14 protein-coding genes and 8 pseudogenes are annotated in these 24,388 nt (G+C 50.5%); 9 read left to right on the plus strand and 13 right to left on the minus strand.

Annotated elements, in window-relative coordinates:
- Positions 1–65: 65 nt before the first annotated feature.
- Positions 66–1,139 (minus strand): FUSC family protein, encoded by a 1,074-nt coding sequence (locus tag IB144_RS26910; RefSeq protein ID WP_001572325.1) that lies wholly within the window; start codon positions 1,137–1,139, stop codon positions 66–68.
- A 269-nt stretch (positions 1,140–1,408) separates the two neighbouring features.
- Between IB144_RS26910 and IB144_RS26915 the strand changes: the two genes are divergently transcribed.
- Both IB144_RS26915 and IB144_RS26920 read left to right on the plus strand, forming a co-directional pair.
- Positions 1,409–2,556 (plus strand): IS3 family transposase gene (locus IB144_RS26915; RefSeq protein ID WP_086013483.1). Its coding sequence is split into 2 segments (ribosomal slippage): positions 1,409–1,646 and positions 1,646–2,556, totalling 1,149 coding nucleotides; the frame shifts between segments, so codons are not numbered across the junction.
- A 136-nt stretch (positions 2,557–2,692) separates the two neighbouring features.
- Positions 2,693–2,974, plus strand: a complete 282-nt coding sequence (locus tag IB144_RS26920) for a hypothetical protein (RefSeq protein ID WP_000639434.1) — start codon at positions 2,693–2,695, stop codon at positions 2,972–2,974.
- Between the two features lie 95 nt (positions 2,975–3,069).
- On the opposite strand, the gene IB144_RS26925 is transcribed toward IB144_RS26920, so the two are convergent.
- A protein-coding gene (locus IB144_RS26925; RefSeq protein WP_087759146.1) for an IS3 family transposase occupies positions 3,070–4,232 on the minus strand; the annotation gives its coding sequence in 2 pieces (ribosomal slippage) (positions 3,070–3,971 and positions 3,971–4,232; 1,164 coding nt in all).
- 488 nt (positions 4,233–4,720) lie between these two features.
- Here IB144_RS26925 and IB144_RS26930 point away from each other — a divergent pair.
- A pseudogene (locus tag IB144_RS26930) lies at positions 4,721–5,417 on the plus strand (IS1 family transposase).
- 16 nt (positions 5,418–5,433) lie between these two features.
- Here the strand turns inward: IB144_RS26930 and IB144_RS26935 are convergent.
- From IB144_RS26935 to IB144_RS26945, 3 genes and pseudogenes are all read right to left on the minus strand, one after another.
- Positions 5,434–5,583: pseudogene (locus IB144_RS26935) on the minus strand (hypothetical protein); the annotation flags it as partial.
- Between the two features lie 75 nt (positions 5,584–5,658).
- On the minus strand, positions 5,659–8,397 hold the full coding sequence (locus tag IB144_RS26940) for an AAA family ATPase (protein WP_001619444.1): 2,739 nt from the start codon (positions 8,395–8,397) through the stop codon (positions 5,659–5,661).
- 86 nt (positions 8,398–8,483) lie between these two features.
- Complete coding sequence (locus tag IB144_RS26945) at positions 8,484–9,419, minus strand: mechanosensitive ion channel domain-containing protein (protein WP_001619443.1); 936 nt, start codon at positions 9,417–9,419, stop codon at positions 8,484–8,486.
- 434 nt (positions 9,420–9,853) lie between these two features.
- Here IB144_RS26945 and rpoH point away from each other — a divergent pair, with 434 nt between their 5' ends.
- A complete protein-coding gene (gene rpoH, locus IB144_RS26950) occupies positions 9,854–10,705 on the plus strand; it encodes an RNA polymerase sigma factor RpoH (protein WP_001619438.1) in 852 nt (283 codons plus the stop codon).
- A 51-nt stretch (positions 10,706–10,756) separates the two neighbouring features.
- Here the strand turns inward: rpoH and IB144_RS26955 are convergent, their stop codons facing one another.
- The 3 genes and pseudogenes from IB144_RS26955 to IB144_RS26965 all read right to left on the minus strand — a co-directional run.
- A complete protein-coding gene (locus IB144_RS26955) occupies positions 10,757–11,563 on the minus strand; it encodes a family 1 encapsulin nanocompartment shell protein (protein WP_001619436.1) in 807 nt (268 codons plus the stop codon).
- Positions 11,556–12,620, minus strand: a complete 1,065-nt coding sequence (locus IB144_RS26960; protein ID WP_001619435.1) for a Dyp-type peroxidase — start codon at positions 12,618–12,620, stop codon at positions 11,556–11,558. The genes IB144_RS26955 and IB144_RS26960 overlap by 8 nt, the downstream gene beginning before the upstream one ends.
- Before the next feature lie 93 nt (positions 12,621–12,713).
- A pseudogene (locus tag IB144_RS26965) lies at positions 12,714–13,337 on the minus strand (NAD-dependent formate dehydrogenase); the annotation flags it as partial.
- A gap of 92 nt (positions 13,338–13,429) precedes the next feature.
- Between IB144_RS26965 and IB144_RS26970 the strand changes: the two are divergent.
- Together IB144_RS26970 and IB144_RS26975 are read left to right on the plus strand one after the other, a co-directional pair.
- A pseudogene (locus IB144_RS26970) lies at positions 13,430–14,487 on the plus strand (IS3 family transposase); the annotation flags it as partial.
- Positions 14,488–14,557: 70 nt separating this feature from the next.
- The gene (locus tag IB144_RS26975) at positions 14,558–15,538 is read left to right on the plus strand and encodes an IS5-like element IS5 family transposase (protein WP_001619432.1); all 981 of its coding nucleotides are present in this window, start codon (positions 14,558–14,560) and stop codon (positions 15,536–15,538) included.
- Positions 15,539–15,686: 148 nt separating this feature from the next.
- Here the strand turns inward: IB144_RS26975 and IB144_RS26980 are convergent.
- The 3 genes and pseudogenes from IB144_RS26980 to IB144_RS26990 form a co-directional block, all read right to left on the minus strand.
- Positions 15,687–15,845: pseudogene (locus IB144_RS26980) on the minus strand (DeoR family transcriptional regulator); the annotation flags it as partial.
- A gap of 317 nt (positions 15,846–16,162) precedes the next feature.
- Positions 16,163–16,306 (minus strand): annotated as a pseudogene (locus IB144_RS26985) (arsenical pump-driving ATPase); the annotation flags it as partial.
- A 119-nt stretch (positions 16,307–16,425) separates the two neighbouring features.
- Positions 16,426–16,998: a recombinase family protein gene (locus tag IB144_RS26990; protein WP_001619426.1), complete on the minus strand. Its 573-nt coding sequence runs from the start codon at positions 16,996–16,998 to the stop codon at positions 16,426–16,428.
- A 163-nt stretch (positions 16,999–17,161) separates the two neighbouring features.
- Here IB144_RS26990 and IB144_RS26995 point away from each other — a divergent pair, with 163 nt between their 5' ends.
- From IB144_RS26995 to IB144_RS27005, 3 genes and pseudogenes are all read left to right on the plus strand, one after another.
- Positions 17,162–20,170: a Tn3 family transposase gene (locus IB144_RS26995; RefSeq protein ID WP_001619425.1), complete on the plus strand. Its 3,009-nt coding sequence runs from the start codon at positions 17,162–17,164 to the stop codon at positions 20,168–20,170.
- A 40-nt stretch (positions 20,171–20,210) separates the two neighbouring features.
- Positions 20,211–20,660, plus strand: a pseudogene (locus tag IB144_RS27000) (IS1 family transposase); the annotation flags it as partial.
- Positions 20,661–20,674: 14 nt separating this feature from the next.
- Positions 20,675–21,451, plus strand: a pseudogene (locus IB144_RS27005) (Tn3 family transposase); the annotation flags it as partial.
- 104 nt (positions 21,452–21,555) lie between these two features.
- Here IB144_RS27005 and IB144_RS27010 read toward each other — a convergent pair.
- Together IB144_RS27010 and IB144_RS27015 are read right to left on the minus strand one after the other, a co-directional pair.
- A complete protein-coding gene (locus IB144_RS27010; protein ID WP_149359027.1) occupies positions 21,556–22,917 on the minus strand; it encodes a homoserine dehydrogenase in 1,362 nt (453 codons plus the stop codon).
- 24 nt (positions 22,918–22,941) lie between these two features.
- The gene (locus IB144_RS27015) at positions 22,942–24,303 is read right to left on the minus strand and encodes a gluconate:H+ symporter (RefSeq protein ID WP_149359026.1); all 1,362 of its coding nucleotides are present in this window, start codon (positions 24,301–24,303) and stop codon (positions 22,942–22,944) included.
- Between the last annotated feature and the right edge of the window lie 85 nt (positions 24,304–24,388).

Here is a 24,388-nt window from a genome sequence, read left to right on the forward strand (position 1 = left end):
ACGGAAGTGACACACGTCGATAAATACTAACAGTAGTTCAGCATACAGTTATCTCGGCATTACAATTATGCATCTCGTGAACACAGTAGCACCTGTAAGGCATACTCCAGTTGTTTAGCATTATCTTCTACAATGAGCCATTCTGGTGGTAATATATCGCACTTATAGATTGTGCTCTGTGGCTGCTTGCCCATATAAGCTTGGGGGGCACTTTCCTTTAGCACAAAAACGGTTGATTGCCGGGCTAATTCCATGCAGTTATCTGATAGCCATTGGCAATACGTCATAACTGCGGCGGGTGGCGGAGTATGCGTGTGCGACATGGCTCGGCTTATGCTTTCCGCTAATAAAAGGGAAGTTGCGTATACCCGTATTGCATGGCGGTCGTAACGTTGCGTGACGATGTTAATCCGCTCTGCATGTAGCCGACCCCGTAGCGACCAGCGTTTACTGACCTGTGCTTCAGCTACAGCGGCACGAAGAGCTGCCAGAGCTGACTGAGCATCTGAAAGCTGACTCAAAGCGGCTTCTGCCCCCTTACTGCTTTGCACCTCGCAGGCTCTGAGCATTCGATCCATCCCATTACCGAGTTGTCGAAGGAAATCAGAAGTTGAACGCCCAATATCACTAAATGGATTAGACGTAAAAAGCACCTGGCTGAATAATAATCCTACAGAGGCTCCCAGCAAAACATCCACCAAACGGGTTCCACCCGCGCTTTCTGGCCCCATGGCAAGAACCAAAGCAACCGATACTCCAGCCTGGATTGGTACCACCGGGGCCGGGCCAATGGCGGCACCAAACAAAATAGCGAAGAACATACCGACGCACATCCGAATCAGTGGGTGAGTATCGGGTAACTGCCACATCAACTCCCCCATCACAATACCGAACGTACAACCAATCACTAGATTTCTTGCTTGTTTCAGGTGACTGGGTACGCCCGGAGCAAGACATACCACGGCACTGACGATGGCAAAAGTAGGATGTTCATGTCCCAGCAGCCATACGGCCAGTATCCATGACAGCAGGCAGGCGAGTGCAGTAGCAAGTGCATCACGCGCTGCCAGCCTCGCACGTGAAGGAAATCCAGTGACGACCTGGCGCCAGGTCAGGCGTAGACGAACTAACCAATGCAAAAGGGGAATCCTCGGTGATGATGGGCATAATGATTCATGGTTCTATATGATCAACTGGAATCAACGAAAATCAGCAATACGATTCTAATTTATTGCATTATTGGATGAATTCCATTTTTTCAAAATTTTAGCCCATATTTCTTTATCTTATCGGACAACGTACTTTTGGCTACCTGTAGTGACTCTGCTGTACGAGAAAGGCTACCTGAATCGCCACGGGTTTAACAGACACCTCAGAGTCATTTAAGATGGCTTAAAGAGAGGTGCCCATGAGCGGTAAGCGTTATCCCGAAGAGTTTAAAACTGAAGCAGTCAAACAGGTTGTTGATCGCGGTTATTCTGTTGCCAGCGTGGCAACACGTCTCGATATCACCACCCACAGCCTTTACGCCTGGATAAAGAAGTACGGTCCGGATCCTTCCACTAATAAAGAACAGTCAGATGCTCAGGCCGAGATCCGTCGTCTCCAGAAAGAGCTGAAGCGGGTTACCGACGAACGGGACATATTAAAAAAAGCCGCGGCGTACTTCGCAAAGCTGTCCGACTGAGGTACGCCTTTATCCGTGACAACACCTGTTGCTGGCCTGTTCGCCTGCTCTGTCGGGTGCTGGATGTTCATCCCAGTGGTTTTTACGCCTGGCTTCAGCAGCCGCATTCTCAACGCCATCAGGCAGACCTGAGACTGACAGGACAGATTAAACAGTTCTGGCTGGAATCGGGATGCGTCTATGGTTATCGCAAAATCCATCTGGATCTGCGGGACAGCGGGCAACAGTGCGGAGTGAACAGAGTCTGGCGACTGATGAAACGTGTCGGGATAAAGGCTCAGGTCGGATACCGGAGCCCGCGGGCACGTAAAGGCGAGGCCAGTATCGTGTCGCCCAACAGGCTCCAGCGACAGTTCAATCCGGATGCTCCTGATGAGCGTTGGGTAACAGACATAACCTACATCAGGACCCACGAAGGCTGGCTGTATCTTGCTGTGGTTGTTGATCTGTTCTCACGCAAAATTATCGGCTGGTCCATGCAATCCCGGATGACAAAGGACATTGTCCTGAACGCACTGCTGATGGCTGTATGGCGGCGTAATCCCCAAAAACAGGTGCTGGTTCATTCGGATCAGGGCAGTCAGTACACAAGCCATGAGTGGCAGTCTTTCCTGAAATCACACGGCCTGGAGGGCAGCATGAGCCGTCGCGGTAACTGCCATGATAATGCGGTTGCAGAAAGCTTTTTCCAGTTGTTGAAACGCGAACGGATAAAGAAAAAGATCTACGGAACGCGGGAAGAAGCCCGCAGTGATATTTTTGATTACATCGAAATGTTTTATAACAGTAAGCGTCGGCATGGTTCTAGCGATCAGATGTCACCGACAGAATATGAAAACCAGTATTATCAACGGCTCGGAAGTGTCTAGATTATCTGTGGCGATTCAGAAATGGGTAAGCGATTTTACCTCGCAAGAGCCACTTTTGTGTTACAATTCAGTATATACCAGTTTAGCACTCCTGTTAGATTGGTGTGTATCACACTGACACAATGAGGTTTTTTCTATGATTTATAAAGATATAACTATTCTTTACATCGATAGTGGTAAAAACAATCGACTCATCCGTTATGATTTACTGCGAAAAGAAAATAATGACTTTGTTGTTCAAGTGTTTGATGACCAGAATGAAGACATTGCTGATCCTAAACCAACAATAAAAATTGATCAGTTTGAGATCACTTATGATAATTACCTTGATAATTGCAAGCATTCCAATAAGTTACCGGCCTCATTTGAAGAATATGTCGACATAAAATTACAGGACCACCGGGATAAGCTTGATTAAGCCACATACATGTTTAGCTTAAGGCTCAGAACATTATAAATGTCTGAGCCATTTCTCACAGACCCTGATCCTCTCCTCGTAATATGGACACGCGCCTAAGCGAGATTCTGATTTTCAAATTGTTCCGGGCTGAGGCCGCCACAGGCACTGTGACGACGCCAGCGATTGTAATCGCACTCAATGTAATTAAATACCATCGTACGCATATCATCGCGACTGATTAGACGCTCACCGTGGATGCACTCTACCTTCAGCGTGTGGAAAAAGCTTTCCGCGCAGGCATTGTCATAGCAGCAGCCTTTTGCACTCATGCTGCCCCGAAGGTCGTGCTGCTTCAACAGGGCCTGATAATCTGCTGAGCAGTACTGACCACCCCGGTCGCTGTGGGCTATAACCCCTTTTGGCCGCTTACGCCGCCACAGCGCCATTTGCAGGGCATCGCATACCAGCCGGGCCGTCATTCGGGATGACATCGACCAGCCAATAACCGCGCGGGACCACAGGTCAATCACCACGGCAAGATACAGCCAGCCCTCATCGGTGCGAATGTAGGTGATGTCCTGCACCCACTTCTGATTCGGTGCGCTGGCGGTGAAATCCTGATTCAGCAGATTATCGAATACCGGCAGATTATGGGGCTTATAACTCACCGGACTGAACTTACGCGCGGCTTTGGCCCTTAGCCCCTGCCGCTTCAGGCTGGCCGCTACCGTTTTGATGTTGTATTTCACCCCCTGTTCGCGCAGCTCATCAGTAATGCGCGGTGCGCCGTAGCGCTGTTTCGCCTGATGAAAGGCCTGACTGACCGCTTTGTCACATTGCCGGCGAAATTGTTGACGCGGGCTTAGCTGCAGGCGACGGATACGCCAGGCATACCAGCCGCTGCGGGCCACGCGCAGCACCCGACACATGGCTTTAATGCTGAACTCAGCCTGATGTTTTTCGATGAAGACATACTTCATTTCAGGCGCTTTGCGAAGTATGTCGCGGCCTTTTGGAGGATAGCCAGCTCCTCGTCACGCTCTGCCAGCTGGCGCTTCAGGCGGGCATTTTCAGCGGCCAGCTCATTTTCCCGTTCGGAAGACGTTTTCTGCTGCTGTAATTTGCTGCGCCAGGTATATAGCTGAGACTCGTAAAGGCTGAGTTCCCGGGCGGCAGCGGCAACGCCGATGCGCTCCGCAAGCTTCAGGGCTTCGCTGCGGAATTCAGGCGAATGCTGTTTACGTGGTTTCTTACTTACGGTTGCTGATTTAGTCATGTGAGATACCTCTGTCTGGGAGTTTACTCACTTAGTCGCGTGTCCACTATTCGCGGGTAGGATCACCCCTACCCTGTAATGGCCATCGTACCCTTTCAGAAGGGTATCAACTTAAAAGTAGCAACCTCTTCAATTTCCAACGATTTCTCAGTATTAAACTGGAACTTGTTTAGCAAAGACTGAACCTGTACAACATTCCCTTTAACACTGAAATCAAGTGGACTAATCAACTCCCCTCGATCGTTAAATGATTCAACTAATGCAGACTGGTTAACATAGATAACAGAAGAGATGTCATCAGTATTCCGTTGTGTGTTTACATGCTTTTCAGGCAGAACATAACCACGCCAGCCATTTCGTTTCAACTCCTAGAAAAACAGGGTAAAACGGAATAAATCACTTTGTTGTTCTGCCTCAAGATATTGTGTTGCCAGGTAATGCTGCCAACTTACTGATTTAGTGTATGATGGTGATTTTAAGGTGCTTGCGTGGCTTCCATTTCCATCAGATGTCCCACTTGTTCAGCTACCGAAGGCGTCGTGCGTAACGGTAAAAGCACTGCCGGACATCAGCGCTATCTCTGCTCTCACTGCCGTAAAACATGGCAAATCAGCTTCACTTACACCGCCTCTCAACCCGGTACACATCAGAAAATCATTGATATGGCTATGAATGGGGTTGGGTGCCGTGCCAGTGCCCGCATTATGGGCGTTGGCCTCAACACGATTTTACGGCACTTAAAAAACTCAGGCCGGAGCCGGTAACATCGCGCATACAACCGGGCAGTGACGTCATTGTCTGCTCGGAAATGGACGAACAGTGGGGCTACGTCGGGGCTAAATCACGTCAGCGCTGGTTATTTTACGCCTATGACAGGATGCGCAGGACGGTGGTGGCACACGTCTTTGGTGAGCGTACTCTGGCCACACTGGAGCGTCTTCTGGAGCTGCTGTCGGTCTTTGATGGGTGGTATGGATGACGGATGGCTGGCCGCTTTATGAATCACGCCTGAAGGGAAAGCTGCACGTTATCAGCAAGCGTTACACTCAGCGCATTGAGCGACATAACCTGAATCTGAGACAACATCTGGCAAGGCTGGGACGGAAGTCACTGTCGTTCTCAAAATCGCTGGAGCTGCATGACAAGGTCATCGGGCATTATCTGAACATAAAACACTATCAGTAAGTTGGAGTCATTACCGAATTCCCAGCTGTTCATACCATTGAAATAACACGATAGCAATAATGGACATACCAACATTGAGGGAGAGTCGAAAGATGATACTGGAGAGAACGGATCCATGCCAGGTAAACAAACGAATAAACCAATGTTGCGGGGGACGCACGATCATTAAAATGAGTCCTTCAATAATCTTTTTATAATAAAACAGGCCCAGTATGCGGGCCTGTTATCATTTACTGAAAAATCAGGTTTTTTCATTTTCCTGATTTTCGGTCTGACTGTCATTATCTTTTTTAACGGAAATTGTTTCATGATTAAACACAACACTATCGTTGCTGTCATCATAAGCGATGGTGACTGTATCACCTGATTTGAGCTGGTCGCTGAGTATCTCCTTTGCCAGTTTGGTTTCGACTTCCTGGCGGATCTTACGTTTAAGCTCCCGGGCCCCAAAGTCAGGCTGATACCCGACTTCAACCAGGTGTTCAACAAGTGAATCATCCAGTTTTACGGTAATATCCTGTGCCGCGGCTGTACGTATCAGACGATCAAGTTGAATCTGAACGATCAGGCGTATGTTCTCCTGCGACAAGGAATTGAACACAATCACTTCATCAATTCGGTTGAGGAATTCTGGACGGAAATGTCCTTTCAGCAGTTGCATCAACTCCTCGTGCAGTGCTTTAGGTGTTTTCTGCTCAGCTTCAGGTAATCCAGCATTTTCCATAATGACGGCCGAACCGAGGTTACTGGTTGCAATAATGGTCGTGTTACTGAAGTCGATCACGCGGCCCTTCCCGTCGGTTAATCGCCCATCGTCGAAAACCTGTAACAGAACATTATAAACATCCGGGTGAGCCTTTTCGATTTCATCCAGCAGGATCACACTGTAAGGACGACGTCGAACCTTTTCGGTCAACTGCCCACCTTCATCATAACCAACATAACCCGGAGGAGCACCAATCAGACGGGCTACCGTATGTTTTTCCATATACTCAGACATATCAATCCTGATAATAGCCTGCTCATCACCAAATACCGCTTCGGCAATTGCTTTGGCCAGTTCTGTTTTCCCGACACCGGTCGGTCCAAGGAACAGGAAGGTGGCAACAGGACGATGTGCCTGCCCCAGACCTGCTCTTGAAAGGCGGACAGCATCACTGACAGCGGCAACAGCCTGATCCTGGCCAACGACTCTCTTCTGCAGAAGTTCTTCCATGTTTAGCAGTTTTTTTCTTTCTTCCTGCGTCAAATCACTCACCGGGATACCTGTCAGTCTCGAGACCACCTCCGCGACTGCAGCAACGGTTACCTCAAGCGTCTCTGAACCCGTTTTGTTTTTCCACGCTTCTGTCTGCTGCTCCAGGGACTCCTGCTTCGCTGAAATTTCGCTTTCAAAACGTTTCACATCGTCAAAAAGCTTACGGGTGGAAGCGTAGTCTCTTTCCCGTTTCAGGTGTGCGATTTCTGCCTCAAGCTCCTGAATGGCAACTGGCCGTGAACTTGCGCCAATACGAACACGTGCGGCTGCCTGATCAATAAGGTCAATAGCCTTGTCTGGTAAAAAGCGGGAAGTCACATATCGATCAGACAGCTCTGCTGCAGCGACGAATGCTTCATCCTGGAAAGTCACCTGATGGTGAGCTTCCAGTGTGTCACGTAACCCGCGCAGAATAACGATCGTCTGATCCACTGTTGGTTCTTCCACCAGAACAGGCTGAAAACGTCTTTCCAGAGCAGCATCTTTTTCGATGTGCTTCTGATATTCGTTCAGGGTCGTTGCCCCAATCAGACTAAGTTCACCACGTGCCAGTGCAGGTTTCAGTACGTTGGCAATGTCGAGTCCACCTTCGCCTCCCCCCTGACCCGCGCCAACAATGGTGTGCAGTTCGTCGATAAAGAGGATTAATTCCCCTTTCTTGGCCGTCACTTCGTCAATCAGCTGTTTAGCCCGCTCTTCGAATTCTCCACGATATTTGGCTCCTGCGACCATCGAGTTCATATTGATCTCGACAAGTCGCTTATCGCGTAAGACTTCCGGAACATCCCCTTTGACGATACGTTGTGCCAGTCCTTCAATGATAGCCGTTTTACCCACGCCAGGTTCGCCAATCAGCACCGGATTGTTTTTCTTACGGCGTGCCAGGACCTCTATGGTATTTTCGATTTCCTGCGCGCGCCCCAGGACCGGATCGAGCTTACCGGCCCTCGCCATTTCCGTCAGGTCACGGCCGACTTTATCAAGGTTAGGAGTACCGGTAGGGGTATCCACCCGACCATCCTCTGCTCCTTTACCCACGATTTTCACCACTTTCTGGCGAATAGTCTCTGGCGTAATTCCGTATTTCTTCAGTAATGAACCCGCGACACTATCAGTCACTTCACTGAGTCCAATCAGTAAATGTTCCGGCCCGACATAAGAATGACCCAGTTCACGGGAGGCCTGGAAGGCATACATAAAGGCCTTTTTAAGCCGGGGGGAAATAGAAAGATCTCCAGGTGAAGTACCTGTCTCAGAGGCACCTGTATAGGCATTCTGGTCGATGTAACTTTTGATGTCTTCGGGAGATATTTTCAGCTCTTTAAACAACGCAGCACAGACGTCAGCGTCCGCGAGAACATACAGAAGATGTTCGGTATCCAGTTCGCTGCGATTGAGCTGGTGAGCTTTTTCTGCAGCTCGTTGCAATAACTCCAGAGACTGCTTACTGAATGCTTCTGTTGTATCTACCGATTCTCGCGGTACTTCACCAAAAATATCATCCTCATCACGCCCTCGGGTGTTATTGCCAAATCCATTAAAGAACCCTGAGAGCCCCCCTCTTCCCAGTAAAGAATCAAAAGGGTTCATGATGTTCTGATGTCTCATCAGCTGACGGTAGTCATAATCACAAATATCTATCGTTTTACGTTGACCATTCTGAACAACAGTGACGCGGCTGGTTGCCGGTCTTTCCTGACAAATATCGCATAATGCGGGCATCATTCGCCTCCTGATTAAAAATACGGGGGCTTCGGATAAGCCCCGTTTTTAAGCTTAGCAGAAGGCAAAAATAACATTGCACCCGATCATGAAACATCATGAATTTTAAGGTTAAATAATGAAACCACGCTCAGGATATGTGAAAAAATTTCTGTCTGGAATTGCTCGTAAGACACCCATTCCGTCAGCGACGTAAAAAGATAGAATTCAACCGGCAGACCATACACTGTTGGTTGTAATTGCCTGACCATCAGCGTCATGTGCTGGCAAACATCATCGTGTTGGCGAAAATACTCATTGGTATACTGCTGGAACAATTCAACATTAGTCCCGACATTGAGCTCACCATCCCGCAAAAGTGCCAGTTCAGGTTGACTGATAATGGCCTTTTTTTCATCTTCACCTAAAAAATGAACGGTTTTAATATCAATATTAATGCTACGCTGGATCCGTCGGGCATCATGCTCGATCATATAACGCCAGTTTTTAAATGCACCTGACACCAGGGTGTAGGTAGGGATTGTTGTGATCGTATTATCAAAATTAAGGACTTTAACTGTCGTCAGCCCGATATCCTGGACTGCTCCGTTCGCACCCAACTGATCAAGTTCAATCCAGTCCCCGGGACGCAACATATCATTAGCGGAAAGCTGTATCCCGGCAACCAGTCCCAGAAGGGGATCTTTGAACACGAGTAACAGCACCGCAGCAACTGCACTCAGTCCACTGAGCAGGATAAGTGGTGATCTATCAAATAACAGAGATATCAATAAGATGATATAAATCACCGCCCCTGTCAGCTTCAGGCTCTGTTCGATGCCACGATAAGGTAAACCTTTTAACTGGTCACTGGTTTTGAATAACTCGCAGCCAACATCGATAAACGAATAGAAGGCAAGCAAAGCAAAGGTGAGCATCCAGAGCCGCGCCCCGGCAAGGATGATATCCAGCAGTTTATCTTCGGATGATACAATCAGTGATAGCTGTACTGCCAACACCGCTCCCTGCAGGGTCAGGACCATGTAACGAATTTTAACCGGGATGACTGAAGCTGTTCTGCTTTCCTGTCCAGGAAAGGCAGCACGAGATAGTGCGCTATACAATGCAGCAGGATAAAAATAATTATCACACGAATAACCGGTATATCACTGTGTAATAAAGTGTTTTTTATATACATAAATAAATCATGGTCTTTAATCGCTTGAATCATATTTTTCCGGCAGAGCCGTCCTGTTTCGACATTGTAATCACGATTCTACAGGAACAGCAAGACCCGCAAAACCCCAAAAAAATCAATAAAAGTATTAAATATCAACAACATTATTATTTGTATAAAATATTCACAATCCATAGTGAACTTGTGCATAACTTGACTGTCAAAATTTAAAATACTTGCCCCCCAACATCCTGCCCAACATCCTGACATAGTGATTATGTCCTTATAGTGAGGATTTGAATGACAAAAGAAATGTCTGTATTAGCGCCTGTTGGTAACCTGGATTCTTATATTCGCGCGGCATATGCCTGTCCTATGTTATCACAGGAAGAAGAACAGCAACTCGCACGCAACTTGCAAACACATGATGACCTTGATGCAGCTAAACAGCTTATCCTCTCGCATCTGCGTTTTGTTATCCACATTGCCCGACAGTATTCCGGCTATGGTTTACCACAAGCTGATTTGATTCAGGAAGGAAACATAGGTTTGATGAAGGCTGTACGGCGTTTCAATCCTGACGTCGGTGTCCGGTTGGTTTCATTTGCGGTCCACTGGGTTAAATCTGAAATCCATGAATATGTCTTACGTAACTGGCGGATTGTGAAGGTAGCCACTACGAAAGCGCAAAGAAAATTATTTTTTAATCTGCGTAAAACTAAGCAACGCCTGGGCTGGTTTAACCAGGATGAAGTTGATATGGTCGCCCGGGAACTGGGTGTATCCGTAAAAGACGTCAGGGAAATGGAGTCCAGGATGTCGGCACAGGATATGGCTTATGATATCTATCCGGATGATGAAACAGATACCCATCACCCAGTTTCTCCTTCTCTCTATTTGCAGGATAAATCCTCAGACTTTGCCGGCATGATTGAGGAAGATAACTGGGATGCGCAAGCAACGGACCATCTGGTTGCAGCGATGGATACACTGGATCCCAGAAGTCAGGACATTATCCGCGCGCGCTGGCTGGATGACGATAATAAAGCGACATTGCATGAACTGGCGGAACGTTACGGTATATCCGCAGAGCGCGTGAGACAACTTGAAAATAACGCGATGAAAAAACTTCGCAGTGCGATTGCTCTTTAACCGGCTAACGTTACCGCGGCAGCCATTCTTCATGGCCGCCGCGTCTGTCTGTCATTCTTCAGGAGGAAGTAATGTTACTGTGGCTTCTGACGTGAGTGCACTGAAAGTGAAACTTTCCTGCAGATACAGCTCAACATCTGTGCCGGTATGGTTCAGGTAACCTATGGATATATCTTGGCCGATATCCATGACAAAATCACCGCCACGAGTGGTTAACAGTAATCCACCTTCGATAGCAGGGGCCCAGACAATTTCACCATCGATAAGCCGGCGGATATGCTGGAATACCGGATAACCGCCTTCATTACCGCCGGTAATCGACGTATAAGCCTTTTCACCTAACACCAGATGGTAGGGACCATTCACTCCTGCCACGCGTAACTGATCCAGTGCCTGAGCAATCACCGTTGGATAATCTGAAGCAGTAGCAGGTAAGGTTAAAGGTGTATTACTCGACTGTGGTCGAATCCCAGCAATACCTGCCGCCATGTAGCCATCAAAAATTGTATGGTCCTCTGCAGCCGCAATTTTGCGGGCAGCTTCTTTTAGAGGGGACCAGTCCGAATCCTGAGAGCCACGTTCAACATCATCAATTGCCTGACGAGTTAATTTAAACGGGACCCTGAATTCAACCACCGGCAGTACCTGACGTTTTACTGCACTTACCCCTGCACAGGGGCCATCCAGATGGGCAACATGACCTGTCCCAACAGCCGACAATGCCGCCCCCTGAGGATCAGTGACATCCACCACCCGCCGAGCAGCAAGGAAACGTTTAAGTGTGCGGGTTGCTTCCTCTTCAATCTGTTCCCACGCCGCATCGGAAACAGGCGCAAGTTCGCGATGTAGATTATTCATTCTGAACCTCTTTTTTTAACGAACCAATATTAAGGGAACCGGGCATTATGTCTCCTTTAATGGCGGTTGAGCGTAGTGTATTTATCACATCATCTCCCTGTTGACCGGGAGCTGACTGGGGTTCAACACTGTCCAGGAAGCTGGTCGTCGGAACGAAAAATAATGTTCCCGTTATCGCACGGCTGACATCCAGGATCCGATCATAATTACCCGGTGGATTACCAATAAACATATTCTCAAGCATCCTTTCAATACGTTCAGGTTTTCGGGAGTAACCGATAAAATAGGTTCCGAACTCGCCTTTGCCGGGATCGCCAAATGGCATATTGTCACGCAGTATGTCGACGTCCTCGCCATCCTCTTCAATACTGGTGAGTACATTATGAGCATAACTGGGTTTATCAGCATCCCTGAGCTCAATGTCTGATAGTTTTTCGCGGCCAATAATCTTTTCCTGCTGCTCAACAGGAATCGCATTCCATTTATCAAGATCATGCAGGTATTTCTGGACGATCACATAGCTCCCGCCAGCGAATACCATGTCCTCATCACCAATCAGGGTTGCATCCACAGCGGCCTGAGCGACCGGATTTTCAGTACCGTCAACAAAACCTAATAGATCGCGATCGTCGAAATACCGAAAACCCTGAACGGAGTCAACAACACTAACCGAGTTGCCGAGATCCGACAGTATCCGGCTGGCCAGCTCAAAACAAAGATCCATCCGGGCGGCGCGAATATGATATAACAGGTCTCCGGGTGTTGATGGAGCATGATGTACACCATTGATTTCACGGAATACATGCAAATATTCAGGTTTTGTATCCCCAAAAAGGCGCTCCCACCCTCCTTCACTCACCCCCATGACACACGACAACCCACCATCAGATATACGAAAACCGACGCCTCTGATAAGAGAGGAAAGTATGCTGCAGTGAGCACGCACGGCGACTTCAGCCGCTTTACCGGGATTAATAGTCACAACCAGGAATATGGCTGCACGCGTAAGTCTCTCATCCACAGGTTGAGAGACGGACTGTGAAAATGGACACCCCACCCTGAACTCCTTGATAAAGGTCAGTAAACAGAACTCCAGCATAGCAAAATAACAGACTGAACTGACATTATTACGCAAGTTCCACTGTAATGATCAGTTCAGTTGATAAGACTTTGCCCCGGTCCCGGCCAGTTGCCCGCGATCCACAATCAGATACTCTTCTCTGATAGGCGAGTTTCCCAGGAAGGATTCAAGAATTTCCAGCGTCCCCGCAGCATAACGAGCCTGTGCAGAAAGTGACGTGCCTGACATATGTGGCGTCATGCCATTCCAGGGCATAGTTCTCCAGGGGTGAGACGCGGGGGCTGGCTGTGGGAACCAGACATCACCAGCGTATCCTGCCAGGTGCCCAGACTTCAGCGCGTTAACAACCGCATCTCTGTCAACAAGTTGTGCCCTGGCGGTATTGATCAAATAAGACCCCCTTTTCATCTCAGATATCATTTTTTGATTAAAAAAATGCTCCGTTGATGGGTAGAGTGGTACCTGCAGATTAACAATGTCCACAGTACGAGCCAGGGACTCTGCATCAGGATGGTATGTTAACCCTAACTCCTCTTCGATAGCTGACGCAAGACGGTGGCGTTGGGTGTAATGCAATGGCATATCAAACGCTTTTAATCTGCGTAATACAGCAAGTCCAATACGGCCAGCGCCAATAGTCCCAAAATGCATACCTTCAACGTCATAACTTCGTGTCACACAGTCTGCAATGTTCTAGACTGGCCCCCTGAATCTCCAGACAACCAATATCACTTAAATAAGTGATAGTCTTAATACTAGTTTTTAGACTAGTCATTGGAGAACAGATGATTGATGTCTTAGGGCCGGAGAAACGCAGACGGCGTACTACACAGGAAAAGATCGCTATCGTTCAGCAGAGCTTTGAACCGGGAATGACGGTCTCCCTTGTTGCCCGGCAACATGGTGTGGCAGCCAGCCAGCTATTTCTCTGGCGTAAGCAATACCAGGAGGGAAGTCTTACTGCTGTGGCTGCCGGAGAACAGGTCGTTCCTGCCTCTGAACTTGCTGCCGCCATGAAGCAGATTAAAGAACTCCAGCGCCTGCTCGGCAAAAAAACGATGGAAAATGAACTCCTTAAAGAAGCCGTTGAATATGGGCGAGCAAAAAAGTGGATAGCGCACGCGCCCTTATTGCCCGGGGATGGGGAGTAAGCTTCGTCAGCCGTTGTCTCCGGGTGTCGCGTGCGCAGTTGCACGTCATTCTCAGACGAACCGATGACTGGAAGGACGGCCGCCGCAGCCGTCACACGGATGATACGGATGTGCTTCGCCGTATACACCATGTTATCGGAGAGCTGCCCACATATGGTTATCGTCGGGTATGGGCGCTGCTTCGCAGACAAACAGAACCTGATGGTATGCCTGCGATCAATGCCAAACGTGTTTACCGGATCATGCGCCAGAATGCGCTGTTGCTTGAGCGAAAACCCGCTGTACCGCCATCGAAACGGGCACATACCGGCAGAGTGGCTGTGAAAGAAAGTAATCAGCGATGGTGCTCTGACGGGTTTGAGTTCCGCTGTGATAACGGAGAAAAACTGCGGGTCACGTTCGCGCTGGACTGCTGTGACCGTGAGGCACTGCACTGGGCGGTCACAACGGGTGGCTTCGACAGTGAAACAGTACAGGACGTCATGCTGGGAGCAGTGGAACGCCGCTTTGGCAGCGAGCTTCCGGCGTCTCCAGTGGAGTGGCTGACGGATAATGGTTCATGCTACCGGGCGAATGAAACACGTCAGTTCGCCAGGATGTTGGGACTTGAACCGAAGAACACGGCAGTGCGGAGTCCGGAGAGTAACGGAATAGCAGAGAGCTTCGTGAAAACGATAAAGCGTGACTACATAAGGGAAGGTGCGAACAAGTCCCTGATATGAGATCATGTTTGTCATCTGGAGCCATGGAACAGGGTTCATCATGAGTCATCAACTTACCTTCGCCGACAGTGAATTCAGCAGTAAGCGCCGTCAGACCAGAAAAGAGATTTTCTTGTCCCGCATGGAGCAGATTCTGCCATGGCAAAACATGGTGGAAGTCATCGAGCCGTTTTACCCCAAGGCTGGTAATGGCCGGCGACCTTATCCGCTGGAAACCATGCTACGCATTCACTGCATGCAGCATTGGTACAACCTGAGCGATGGCGCGATGGAAGATGCTCTGTACGAAATCGCCTCCATGCGTCTGTTTGCCCGGTTATCCCTGGATAGCGCCTTGCCGGACCGCACCACCATCATGAATTTCCGCCACCTGCTGGAGCAGCATCAACTGGCCCGCCAATTGTTCAAGACCATCAATCGCTGGCTGGCCGAAGCAGGCGTCATGATGACTCAAGGCACCTTGGTCGATGCCACCATCATTGAGACACCCAGCTCGACCAAGAACAAAGAGCAGCAACGCGATCCGGAGATGCATCAGACCAAGAAAGGCAATCAGTGGCACTTTGGCATGAAGGCCCACATTGGTGTCGATGCCAAGAGTGGCCTGACCCACAGCCTAGTCACCACCGCGGCCAACGAGCATGACCTCAATCAGCTGGGTAATCTGCTGCATGGAGAGGAGCAATTTGTCTCAGCCGATGCCGGCTACCAAGGGGCGCCACAGCGCGAGGAGCTGGCCGAGGTGGATGTGGACTGGCTGATCGCCGAGCGCCCCGGCAAGGTAAGAACCTTGAAACAGCATCCACGCAAGAACAAAACGGCCATCAACATCGAATACATGAAAGCCAGCATCCGGGCCAAGGTGGAGCACCCATTTCGCATCATCAAGCGACAGTTCGGCTTCGTGAAAGCCAGATACAAGGGGTTGCTGAAAAACGATAACCAACTGGCGATGTTATTCACGCTGGCCAACCTGTTTCGGGCGGACCAAATGATACGTCAGTGGGAGAGATCTCACTAAAAACTGGGGATAACGCCTTAAATGGCGAAGAAACGGTCTAAATAGGCTGATTCAAGGCATTTACGGGAGAAAAAATCGGCTCAAACATGAAGAAATGAAATGACTGAGTCAGCCGAGAAGAATTTCCCCGCTTATTCGCACCTTCCTTAGAGCGGACAATGTGCCCCATAGACTCCAGGAAACGTAAGTCAGTACGGATAGTCGCTCCGGATACTCCAAAATATTCGGTAAGATCCCCAACACTGACCTTACCTCTCACTCCAACCAGATTCGCGATTTCCATGCGACGTTCAATCGCGCTTTTCATAAGCTCTCCATTGAACGCTGTTAAAACCTTTCATCATTTTTCATTCTCTTTCATTGTCTACAATATGAACCTAAACCAGTGTTTTAAAAACCACCATCGTTACTAATTGTGGAACATGTCACAAAAAATGTTAACTTTAGTCATATTTTACAACTTAAATATTAAAAATCAGTAAGTTATGAAAATATAATGACTAAGAGGCTATTCTCGGGCAAACTGGGGACAATGTACTATCTCAGTGATCCTACCCGCGTAATAGGGGTCAGTTTGGATATCGAAAATTATTGTACGTTAAGGCTGTTTTTTGACCTTCCGACTTGAGCAGCTGCCAGGCTGTTATTAACGACCCATGCCCACGGCTCGATGCCAGCTCGGCGTAGATCCTGCTGCAGGTTAGCGGCTTCCAGTACAGGTGTCGTTTCGGCAAGCGTCACGATAATCACCTTCGTCTTCTCCGGGTCTGCTGCTTTTTCGCTATCACCTGTCTTCGATGTCAGAAAGCGAGAGAATTCGGCTTCATGCTGTCGCCAGAACACACTCATGCAATTGTTGAATGCCTTTACATCACTCATGTTCGTCCTCAAATTTTGCTCAGATTAACCCGGCTCTCATCTTCCAGAATTTTATAAACAGTGGAACGGGCAATACTGAGCCGGCGGGCAATATCTGTTGCACCAGTTCCCTGCTGATGAAGTGCCAGTACACTATTTCTGTCGATGATGCGCTTTCGGCCAAACCGGATACCTTTCAGCCTGGCCTCCTGCCGTCCTTCGTTCGTACGCTCCAGAATCCTCCTGCGTTCGGCCTGGGCTACAGCTGAAAGAATGGTCACAACTATTTTCCCCATTTCACCGTCGGTGCTGATCCCGTCGTCTATGAATCGGACCGCGACTCCCTGAGCGTCGAATTCTTTTATCAGTTGGATCATATCGGCAGTGTCGCGTCCAAGCCGGTCGAGTTTCTTCACCAGGATGACGTCACCTTCCTCTACCTTCATTCGCAGCAGATCCAGTCCTTTCCTGTCGGTAGAACTGCCGGATGCTTTGTCGGTAAATATGCGACTGGCTTTCACCCCCGCCTCTTTAAGCCCCTTGATCTGAATATCGAGGGACTGCTGGCTTGTTGATACCCGTGCGTAACCAAAAAGTCGCATAAAAATGTATCCTAAATCAAATATCGGACAGTGGGTGTCTGTTATAACAAAAAATCGATTTAATAGACACCTAGACAACACCATTTTAGTGTGTCCGAGAATTTATAATATTTCGGACGGTTGCGAAATTGTTAATTCATGACCATCAGGCAGGGAGGCCGGTATGCCCGTCGATTTTCTGACCACTGAGCAGGAACTGAATTATGGTCGCTATGTTGCAGAACCCAATGACGTGCAGCTGGCGCGCTATTTTCATCTTGATGAGCGGGATCTTGCCTTCATTAACCAGCGGCGGGGAAGGCATAACCGGCTGGGAATTGCGCTTCAGCTCACCACCGCCCGTTTTCTGGGCGCCTTTCTGACAGACTTAACCCGGGTTCTGCCAGGTGTTCAGCAATTTGTCGCGGTGCAGCTTAATATTCGCCGTCCGGAAGTCCTTACCCGCTACGCAGAACGGGTTACCACCCTCAGAGAGCATACTGCGCTGATTAAGGAATATTACGGTTACCATGAATTTGGCGATTTCCCCTGGTCTTTCCGCCTGAAGCGCCTGCTGTACACCCGCGCATGGCTCAGTAATGAGCGACCCGGCCTTATGTTTGATTTTGCCACCGCGTGGCTGCTTCAGAATAAGGTCCTGCTGCCCGGAGCAACCACACTTGTACGTCTCGTCAGTGAAATACGCGAACGGGCAAATCAGCGGCTGTGGAAGAAACTGGCCGCGTTGCCGGACAGCTGGCAGACCGCCCGCGTGACGGAGCTTCTGGACATTCCTGAGGGGCAGCGTACTTCACCGCTGGAGCAACTGAAAAAGGGACCGGTCACCGTCAGCGGCCCGGCATTTACCGAAGCGCTGGAGCGGTATATCCGGCTGCGAAACCTGGAATTTTCCCGACTGAATTTTACCGGTCTGCCTGCTATACAACTGCGTAATTTGGCCCGTTACGCAGGCATGGCGTCGGTAAAATATATCGCGCGAATGCCACAGCAGAGAAAACTGGCCGTACTCACAGCATTCGTTAAAGCGCAGGAGACTGCGGCGCTGGATGAGGCCGTTGATGTGCTCGATATGCTGATACTGGATATCACTCGTGCGGCGAAGAAAACGGGGCAGAAAAAACGGCTCAGGACGCTTAAAGATCTTGATCGTGCTGCGCTAATATTGGCGCGGGCATGTTCATTGTTGCTGGATGAACAGGCTGACGATGCTGAACTGAGGGAGACCATATTCAACAGCATACCGAAAAGCAGGCTGGCAGAATCCGTCAGCAAGGTAAATGAGCTGGCCCGGCCTCAGAACAACAATTTCCATGACGAAATGGTGGAGCAGTACGGGCGGGTAAAGCGCTTTCTTCCGGCGGTATTGCGCGACCTGCATTTCCAGGCAGCGCCAGCCGGAGAACATACGTTGTCCGCCATTCATTATCTGACCGAACTGAACGGCTCGAAAAAGCGCATCCTGGACAATGCGCCTGAACATATTATTACCGGCCCCTGGAAACGCCTGGTATACGATGCGGAGGGCCGGATACAGCGTGCCGGTTACTCGCTTTGTCTGCTGGAGCGCCTTCAGGATGCACTACGTCGAAGGGACATCTGGCTCGAAAACAGCGATCGCTGGGGAAATCCCCGCGAGAAGCTGTTGCAGGGGGAAGAATGGCAGGCTCAGCGGGTCCCCGTTTGCCGGGCGCTGGGACATCCCACTGATGGACATAAAGGCGTGCAACAGTTGGCGGTCCAGCTAGATGAAACCTGGAAAACCGTCGCATCCCGCTTTGAAGGAAATGCGGAGGTTCATATTTGCCATGACGGTAAACATCCTTCCCTGACTATCAGCAGCCTGGAGAAACTGGAGGAGCCACCATCGTTGCATCGTCTCAACAGTCGGGTAAGGCTGCTACTCCCGCCAGTAGATTTGACGGAACTGTTGCTTGAAATAGATGCCAGAACGGGATTTACACGTGAGTTTACGCATGTCAGTGAATCCGGGGCCCGGGCACAGGATCTGCACATCAGCCTGTGCGCGGTCCTGATGGCAGAGGCCTGCAATATCGGGCTGGAACCGCTGATAAAGCACAATATACCGGCGCTGACGCGCCACCGGCTTAGCTGGGTAAAACAGAATTACCTCCGGGCAGAAACGCTGGTCAGCGCCAATGCCCGCCTGGTTGATTTTCAGTCCACACTGGAGCTTGCTGGCCGCTGGGGTGGTGGCGAAGTGGCTTCAGCTGATGGCATGCGCTTTGTCACGCCGGTGAAAACCGTCAATTCAGGACCTAACAGAAAATATTTTGGTTCCGGACGTGGCATCACCTGGTACAACTTCGTCTCTGATCAGTACTCTGGATTCCACGGCATCGTTGTCCCCGGCACATTACGAGATTCCATTTTTGTGCTGGAAGGCCTTCTGGAGCAGCAGACAGGGCTGAATCCGGTTGAGATCATGACAGACACAGCCGGTACCAGCGACATTATTTTTGGCCTCTTCTGGCTGCTGGGATACCAGTTTTCCCCCCGGCTTGCCGATGCCGGTGAAGCGGTATTCTGGCGAGTGGATAAATCGGCAAATTACGGTGCACTGGACGAACTGGCACGTGGTTGTGCCGATCTGTCGAAAGCCGAGGATCAGTGGGATGAGATGATGCGAACCGCCGGTTCGCTGAAACTGGGCACCATTCATGCTTCAGAACTCATTCGCTCTTTGCTGAAAAGCTCGCGCCCATCAGGGCTGGCACAGGCGATCATGGAAGTGGGGCGCGTCAACAAGACGCTGTACCTTCTTAATTATATTGATGATGAGGATTATCGTCGGCGGATCCTGACGCAGCTAAACCGGGGGGAAGGCCGCCATGCTGTGGCGAGGGCGATCTGCTACGGGCAGCGCGGTGAGATCAGAAAGCGCTATCGTGAAGGTCAGGAAGATCAGCTGGGGGCACTGGGCCTGGTCACTAACGCAGTGGTACTGTGGAACACACTTTATATGCAGGAAGCCCTGAGCTGGATACGCAGTAATGGAGAAGAAATCGGGGTTGAAGATATCGCCCGGTTGTCCCCACTGATGCACGGGCATATCAATATGTTGGGGCATTATACGTTTACGCTACCGGAGGATATTTTGAAGGGGGAACTGAGAGAACTAAATTTCAATTTAAACAATGAATTAACTTCTTAGCGTACGTTTTCGTTCCATTGGCCCTCAAACCCCTACGTCACTTAAAAAACTCAGGCCGCAGTCGGTAACCTCGCGCATACAACCGGGCAGTGATGTGATTGTCTGCGCTGAAATGGACGAACAGTGGGGCTACGTCGGTGCTAAATCACGTCAGCGCTGGCTGTTTTACGCGTGTGACAGGATACGGAGGACGGTTGTGGCGCACGTCTTCGGTGAACGCACTCTGGCCACACTGGAGCGTCTTCTGAGCCTGCTGTCGGCCTTTGAGGTCGTGGTATGGATGACGGATGGCTGGCCGCTGTATGAATCACGCCTGAAGGGAAAGCTGCACGTTATCAGCAAGCGTTACACTCAGCGCATTGAGCGACATAACCAGAATCTGAGACAACATCTGGCAAGGCTGGGACGGAAGTCGCTGTCGTTCTCAAAATCGGTGGAGCTGCATGACAAAGTCATCGGGCATTATCTGAACATAAAACACTATCAGTAAGTTGGAGTCATTACCTGGAAGGTCTTCTGGAGCAGCAAACCGGGCTGAATCCGGTTGAAATAATGACGGATACGGCAGGAACCAGCGATATTATTTTTGGCTTGTTCTGGCTGCTGGGATACCAGTTTTCGCCCCGGCTGGCGGATGCCGGAGAAGCCGTATTCTGGCGAATCGACAAAAATGCCCACTACGGCGCACTGGATGAACTGGCGCGGGGATGCGTGGAGCTGCCGAAGGTTGAAAATCACTGGGATGAAATGATGCGGGCATCCGGCTCCCTGAAGCTGGGTACTATCCATGCATCGGAACTGCTCCGTTCTCTGCTCAGGAGTACCCGTCCATCGGCGTTGGCGCAAGCGATCATGGAAGTGGGGAGAATTAACAAGACGCTGTACCTTCTTAATTATATTGATGATGAGGATTATCGTCGCCGTATCCTGACCCAGTTAAACCGGGGAGAAGGCCGCCATGCCGTCGCCAGGGCCATCTGTTATGGACAGCGTGGTGAAATCAGAAAACGTTACCGTGAGGGACAGGAAGACCAGCTTGGTGCGCTGGGCCTGGTCACAAATGCGGTCGTACTGTGGAACACGCTTTACATGCAGGAAGCGCTTTTGCATCTCAGAATGATGGGGGAAACGCCAGAGGATGAACATATTGCCCGGCTTTCGCCACTGATGCACGGGCATATCAATATGCTGGGGCATTATACGTTTACGCTACCGGAGGATATTCTGAGGGGAGAGTTGAGACCATTAAATTTCAATTTAAACAATGAATTATCTCCTTAGTGTGGTTTTTTACATCATTGACCGTCAAACCCCTACACAAACAAAAAGCCAGTCAGTTGCTTAACTGACTGGCATTAATCCCTCGGGATGGCTTTTTACTTTGCTCAGAACGATTCCCGCCAGGCGGCATACAACAGCGAATCGTCCATCTGCAACGCATCCAGCGGGATCAGCTCGCCCTGATCGATATCGCGGGTCAGCACTTTATTCGACAGCAGATAATATGGCGCAATACCTGCCGCATCGGCTTTCGGAAGCAGCCGGGCGCTGACGTTCGGAATAGTGTGATGATGGCCGCCCATCTCCAGCAGCCCGCCCTTTTTCAGCGGACGCTCGGCGTAGCCCGCCATCACCGCATGGATCTGCTGGTCGGTGGCACCCGATGCGCGATGATGCAGCACGGCGGAGAAGATTGAGAGCGGCGACTCCAGCCCCATGATGTGATACGGCAAATAGATGCAGGCGTATTTGCGGTTTTTGCTGACCACGTGGCCTTTCCCGGCGAGCATTTCCCAAGTGGCTTCATCCTTGCAGCGCACGACGATAAACACCCCGCCACCAAAGCTGGCTTCGTCCTCGCGGCGCAGGCAGTTGAACACGTCCACCACGCCATTTCGCGTCAGGATGCCGCCATCTTCCTGAGGCACAAAAATGTCCGCCAGCTCGCTGATGTGGCACATCGGGTAGCTTAACTCATCACAGGCTGGCATCAGGGCCGCCGAGTTCGCCACCACGTTCATTTCGCAGTAGTCCGGCGTGGCACTGAGCGGAAACATGCTCAGCAGGGATTTCCGTTTCGCCAGCGTAGCGTGGAGGTCATCGCCGGATAGCCAGCACGCCTCAAGCCCCTCAACTGCCACGGTGCGATCGCACCAGCTCACCGTGTTTTTCTCCGGTGACCAGACAAAATCATATTCGCTCGATTTCCCTGCCGCGACGATCTCCAGCCCCAGCACCTGCGCCCAAGTAATCAGCCCAATCAGGTTGGAGGGTTGATCGCCGTCGACGGTGGTGTACACGGCGTTATGCTTCAGCGCGAGCTGGTTCAGCCACGGCCCGGCCACGGAATCCGTCTCTTTACTCACCATGCCGACATGCACGCCGCGCTGCAACGCGTTGATGGCGATAGCGATGCTGATTTCCGGTTTGCCAGTGGCTTCAATCACCATATCCACGTCGAGATGATCCAGCAGGGCGTAGTCGCGGATGATGGCCGTTTTACCGCCGCTCTGCGCCGCTTTCACCTGCTCCGTGTCTTCACAAATCTCGGCATCGGCACGGTAACGGAGATCCTGCAACAGCGCCTGCGTGCCGTCAACATTCAGGTCGCAGAGGGCCGCTATCTCAATCGACGGAATTTCCCGGCACTGTACCAGCAGCGAGCGGCCAAATCCGCCGGACGCCCCGGTGACCGCAATACGGATCCGTTGGGTCGTTAACGTATTGAACAGCAATGTGTAATTCATATTCATTCCTTACTGATTAACAGGTTACCCAACGAGGGCATTGAGTAATAAGACAAAAATGAGGCCGAGGACCGACAGGAACGACACCAGCAGCGTCCAGCTTTTGAATGTCTCGGCGACCGTCAGCTGGAAATATTCTTTGAACAGCCAGAAGCCGGAGTCATTAACGTGCGACAGCATCAACCCGCCGGTACTGGTGGCGAGCACCAGTAATTCGAGATTCACGCCGCTGTGGCTGGCAAGCGGGGCGACGATGCCCGCCGTGGTGACGACGGCGACGGTGGCGGAGCCGATGGCGATGCGGATCAGCGCTGCGACCACCCAGGCCAGTACCAGAGGCGAAATGTTCCAGTGCATAGCGGAGCTGGCGATAAAGGTGCTAACGTTGGTGGCCAGCAGCATCTCTTTAAAGCCGCCGCCCGCACCGAGGATCAGAATGATGGCAGCGCAGGGGCCGAGACTTTTACCGACGATTTTTTGCAACTGAGCCATGCTGAATCCGCTGCGCACGCCCAGCCCCCACAGGGAGAACAGTACGGCAATCAGCAGGGAAACGATGGGATCGCCAATGGTGTTCAGCAGTTCTGCCGGGGCGGTACCAGGCTCGACGAACCCTTTTGCCAGCGTTTTGAACATCATCAAAAAAGGTGGTAGCAGGATGGTCAGCATCGACATGGCGAAAGACGGCATATTGTGGCGCGTGGTGTCCGCCGCGTTTTCCTCCAGCTGTACCTGGCTGAAATCCTGGCGGCGCAGATCGGGGAATACTTTAAGCGCAAAGTGCGTGAATACCGGGCCGGAAAGGATAACCATCGGGATAGCCAGCAGTAATCCGTAGAACATGCAGGTGCCGGCATCGGCGCCATAGGTGGTCATCGCCAGCGTCGGCGAGGGATGCGGCAGCATCAAACCGTGGGCGACATACAGACCCGCCGCCAGCGGAATACCAATGCGCAGCAGCTGATTGCGGGTGCGGCGGGCGATAACGTACACCAGCGGTACCAGCATCACGAAGCTGACGTCAAACAGATGCGGTAAGCCGATGATCAACGCCGCGATGCAGATGGTCAGCGGGATCATACGCACTGATCCCAGGCGGATGAAGGTATTGGCAATCCGGTCGGCCGCGCCGGATTCCAGCATGACGCCGCCCAGCATGGTGCCAAGCCCCACAACGAGGCCGGTGGAGCCGAGCACGCCGCCAAAACCTTTTTCAAAGTGTTTAATGGTTTGCGTTGGCGTTAGCGTTAGCCCTGCCGCGATACCTAAAAAACCCGCCGCAATAATTAATGCTAAAAACGGATGGAATTTAAATTTCGTAATCAGTACGACTAAAATTGCGATGGACGCAATGAGTGAAATAAAAAGGCTGATTTCAAATTGCATAGAGCCTCCTAGCTAACTGTTATAGTAGCCTTATATTTATAATTGGAAACCGGTCGTGACTTTTAATGAGATGTAGGGTGTTTTA

It is taken from the genome of Klebsiella sp. K4 (assembly GCF_014596785.2).
GTDB lineage: Bacteria > Pseudomonadota > Gammaproteobacteria > Enterobacterales > Enterobacteriaceae > Klebsiella > Klebsiella pneumoniae.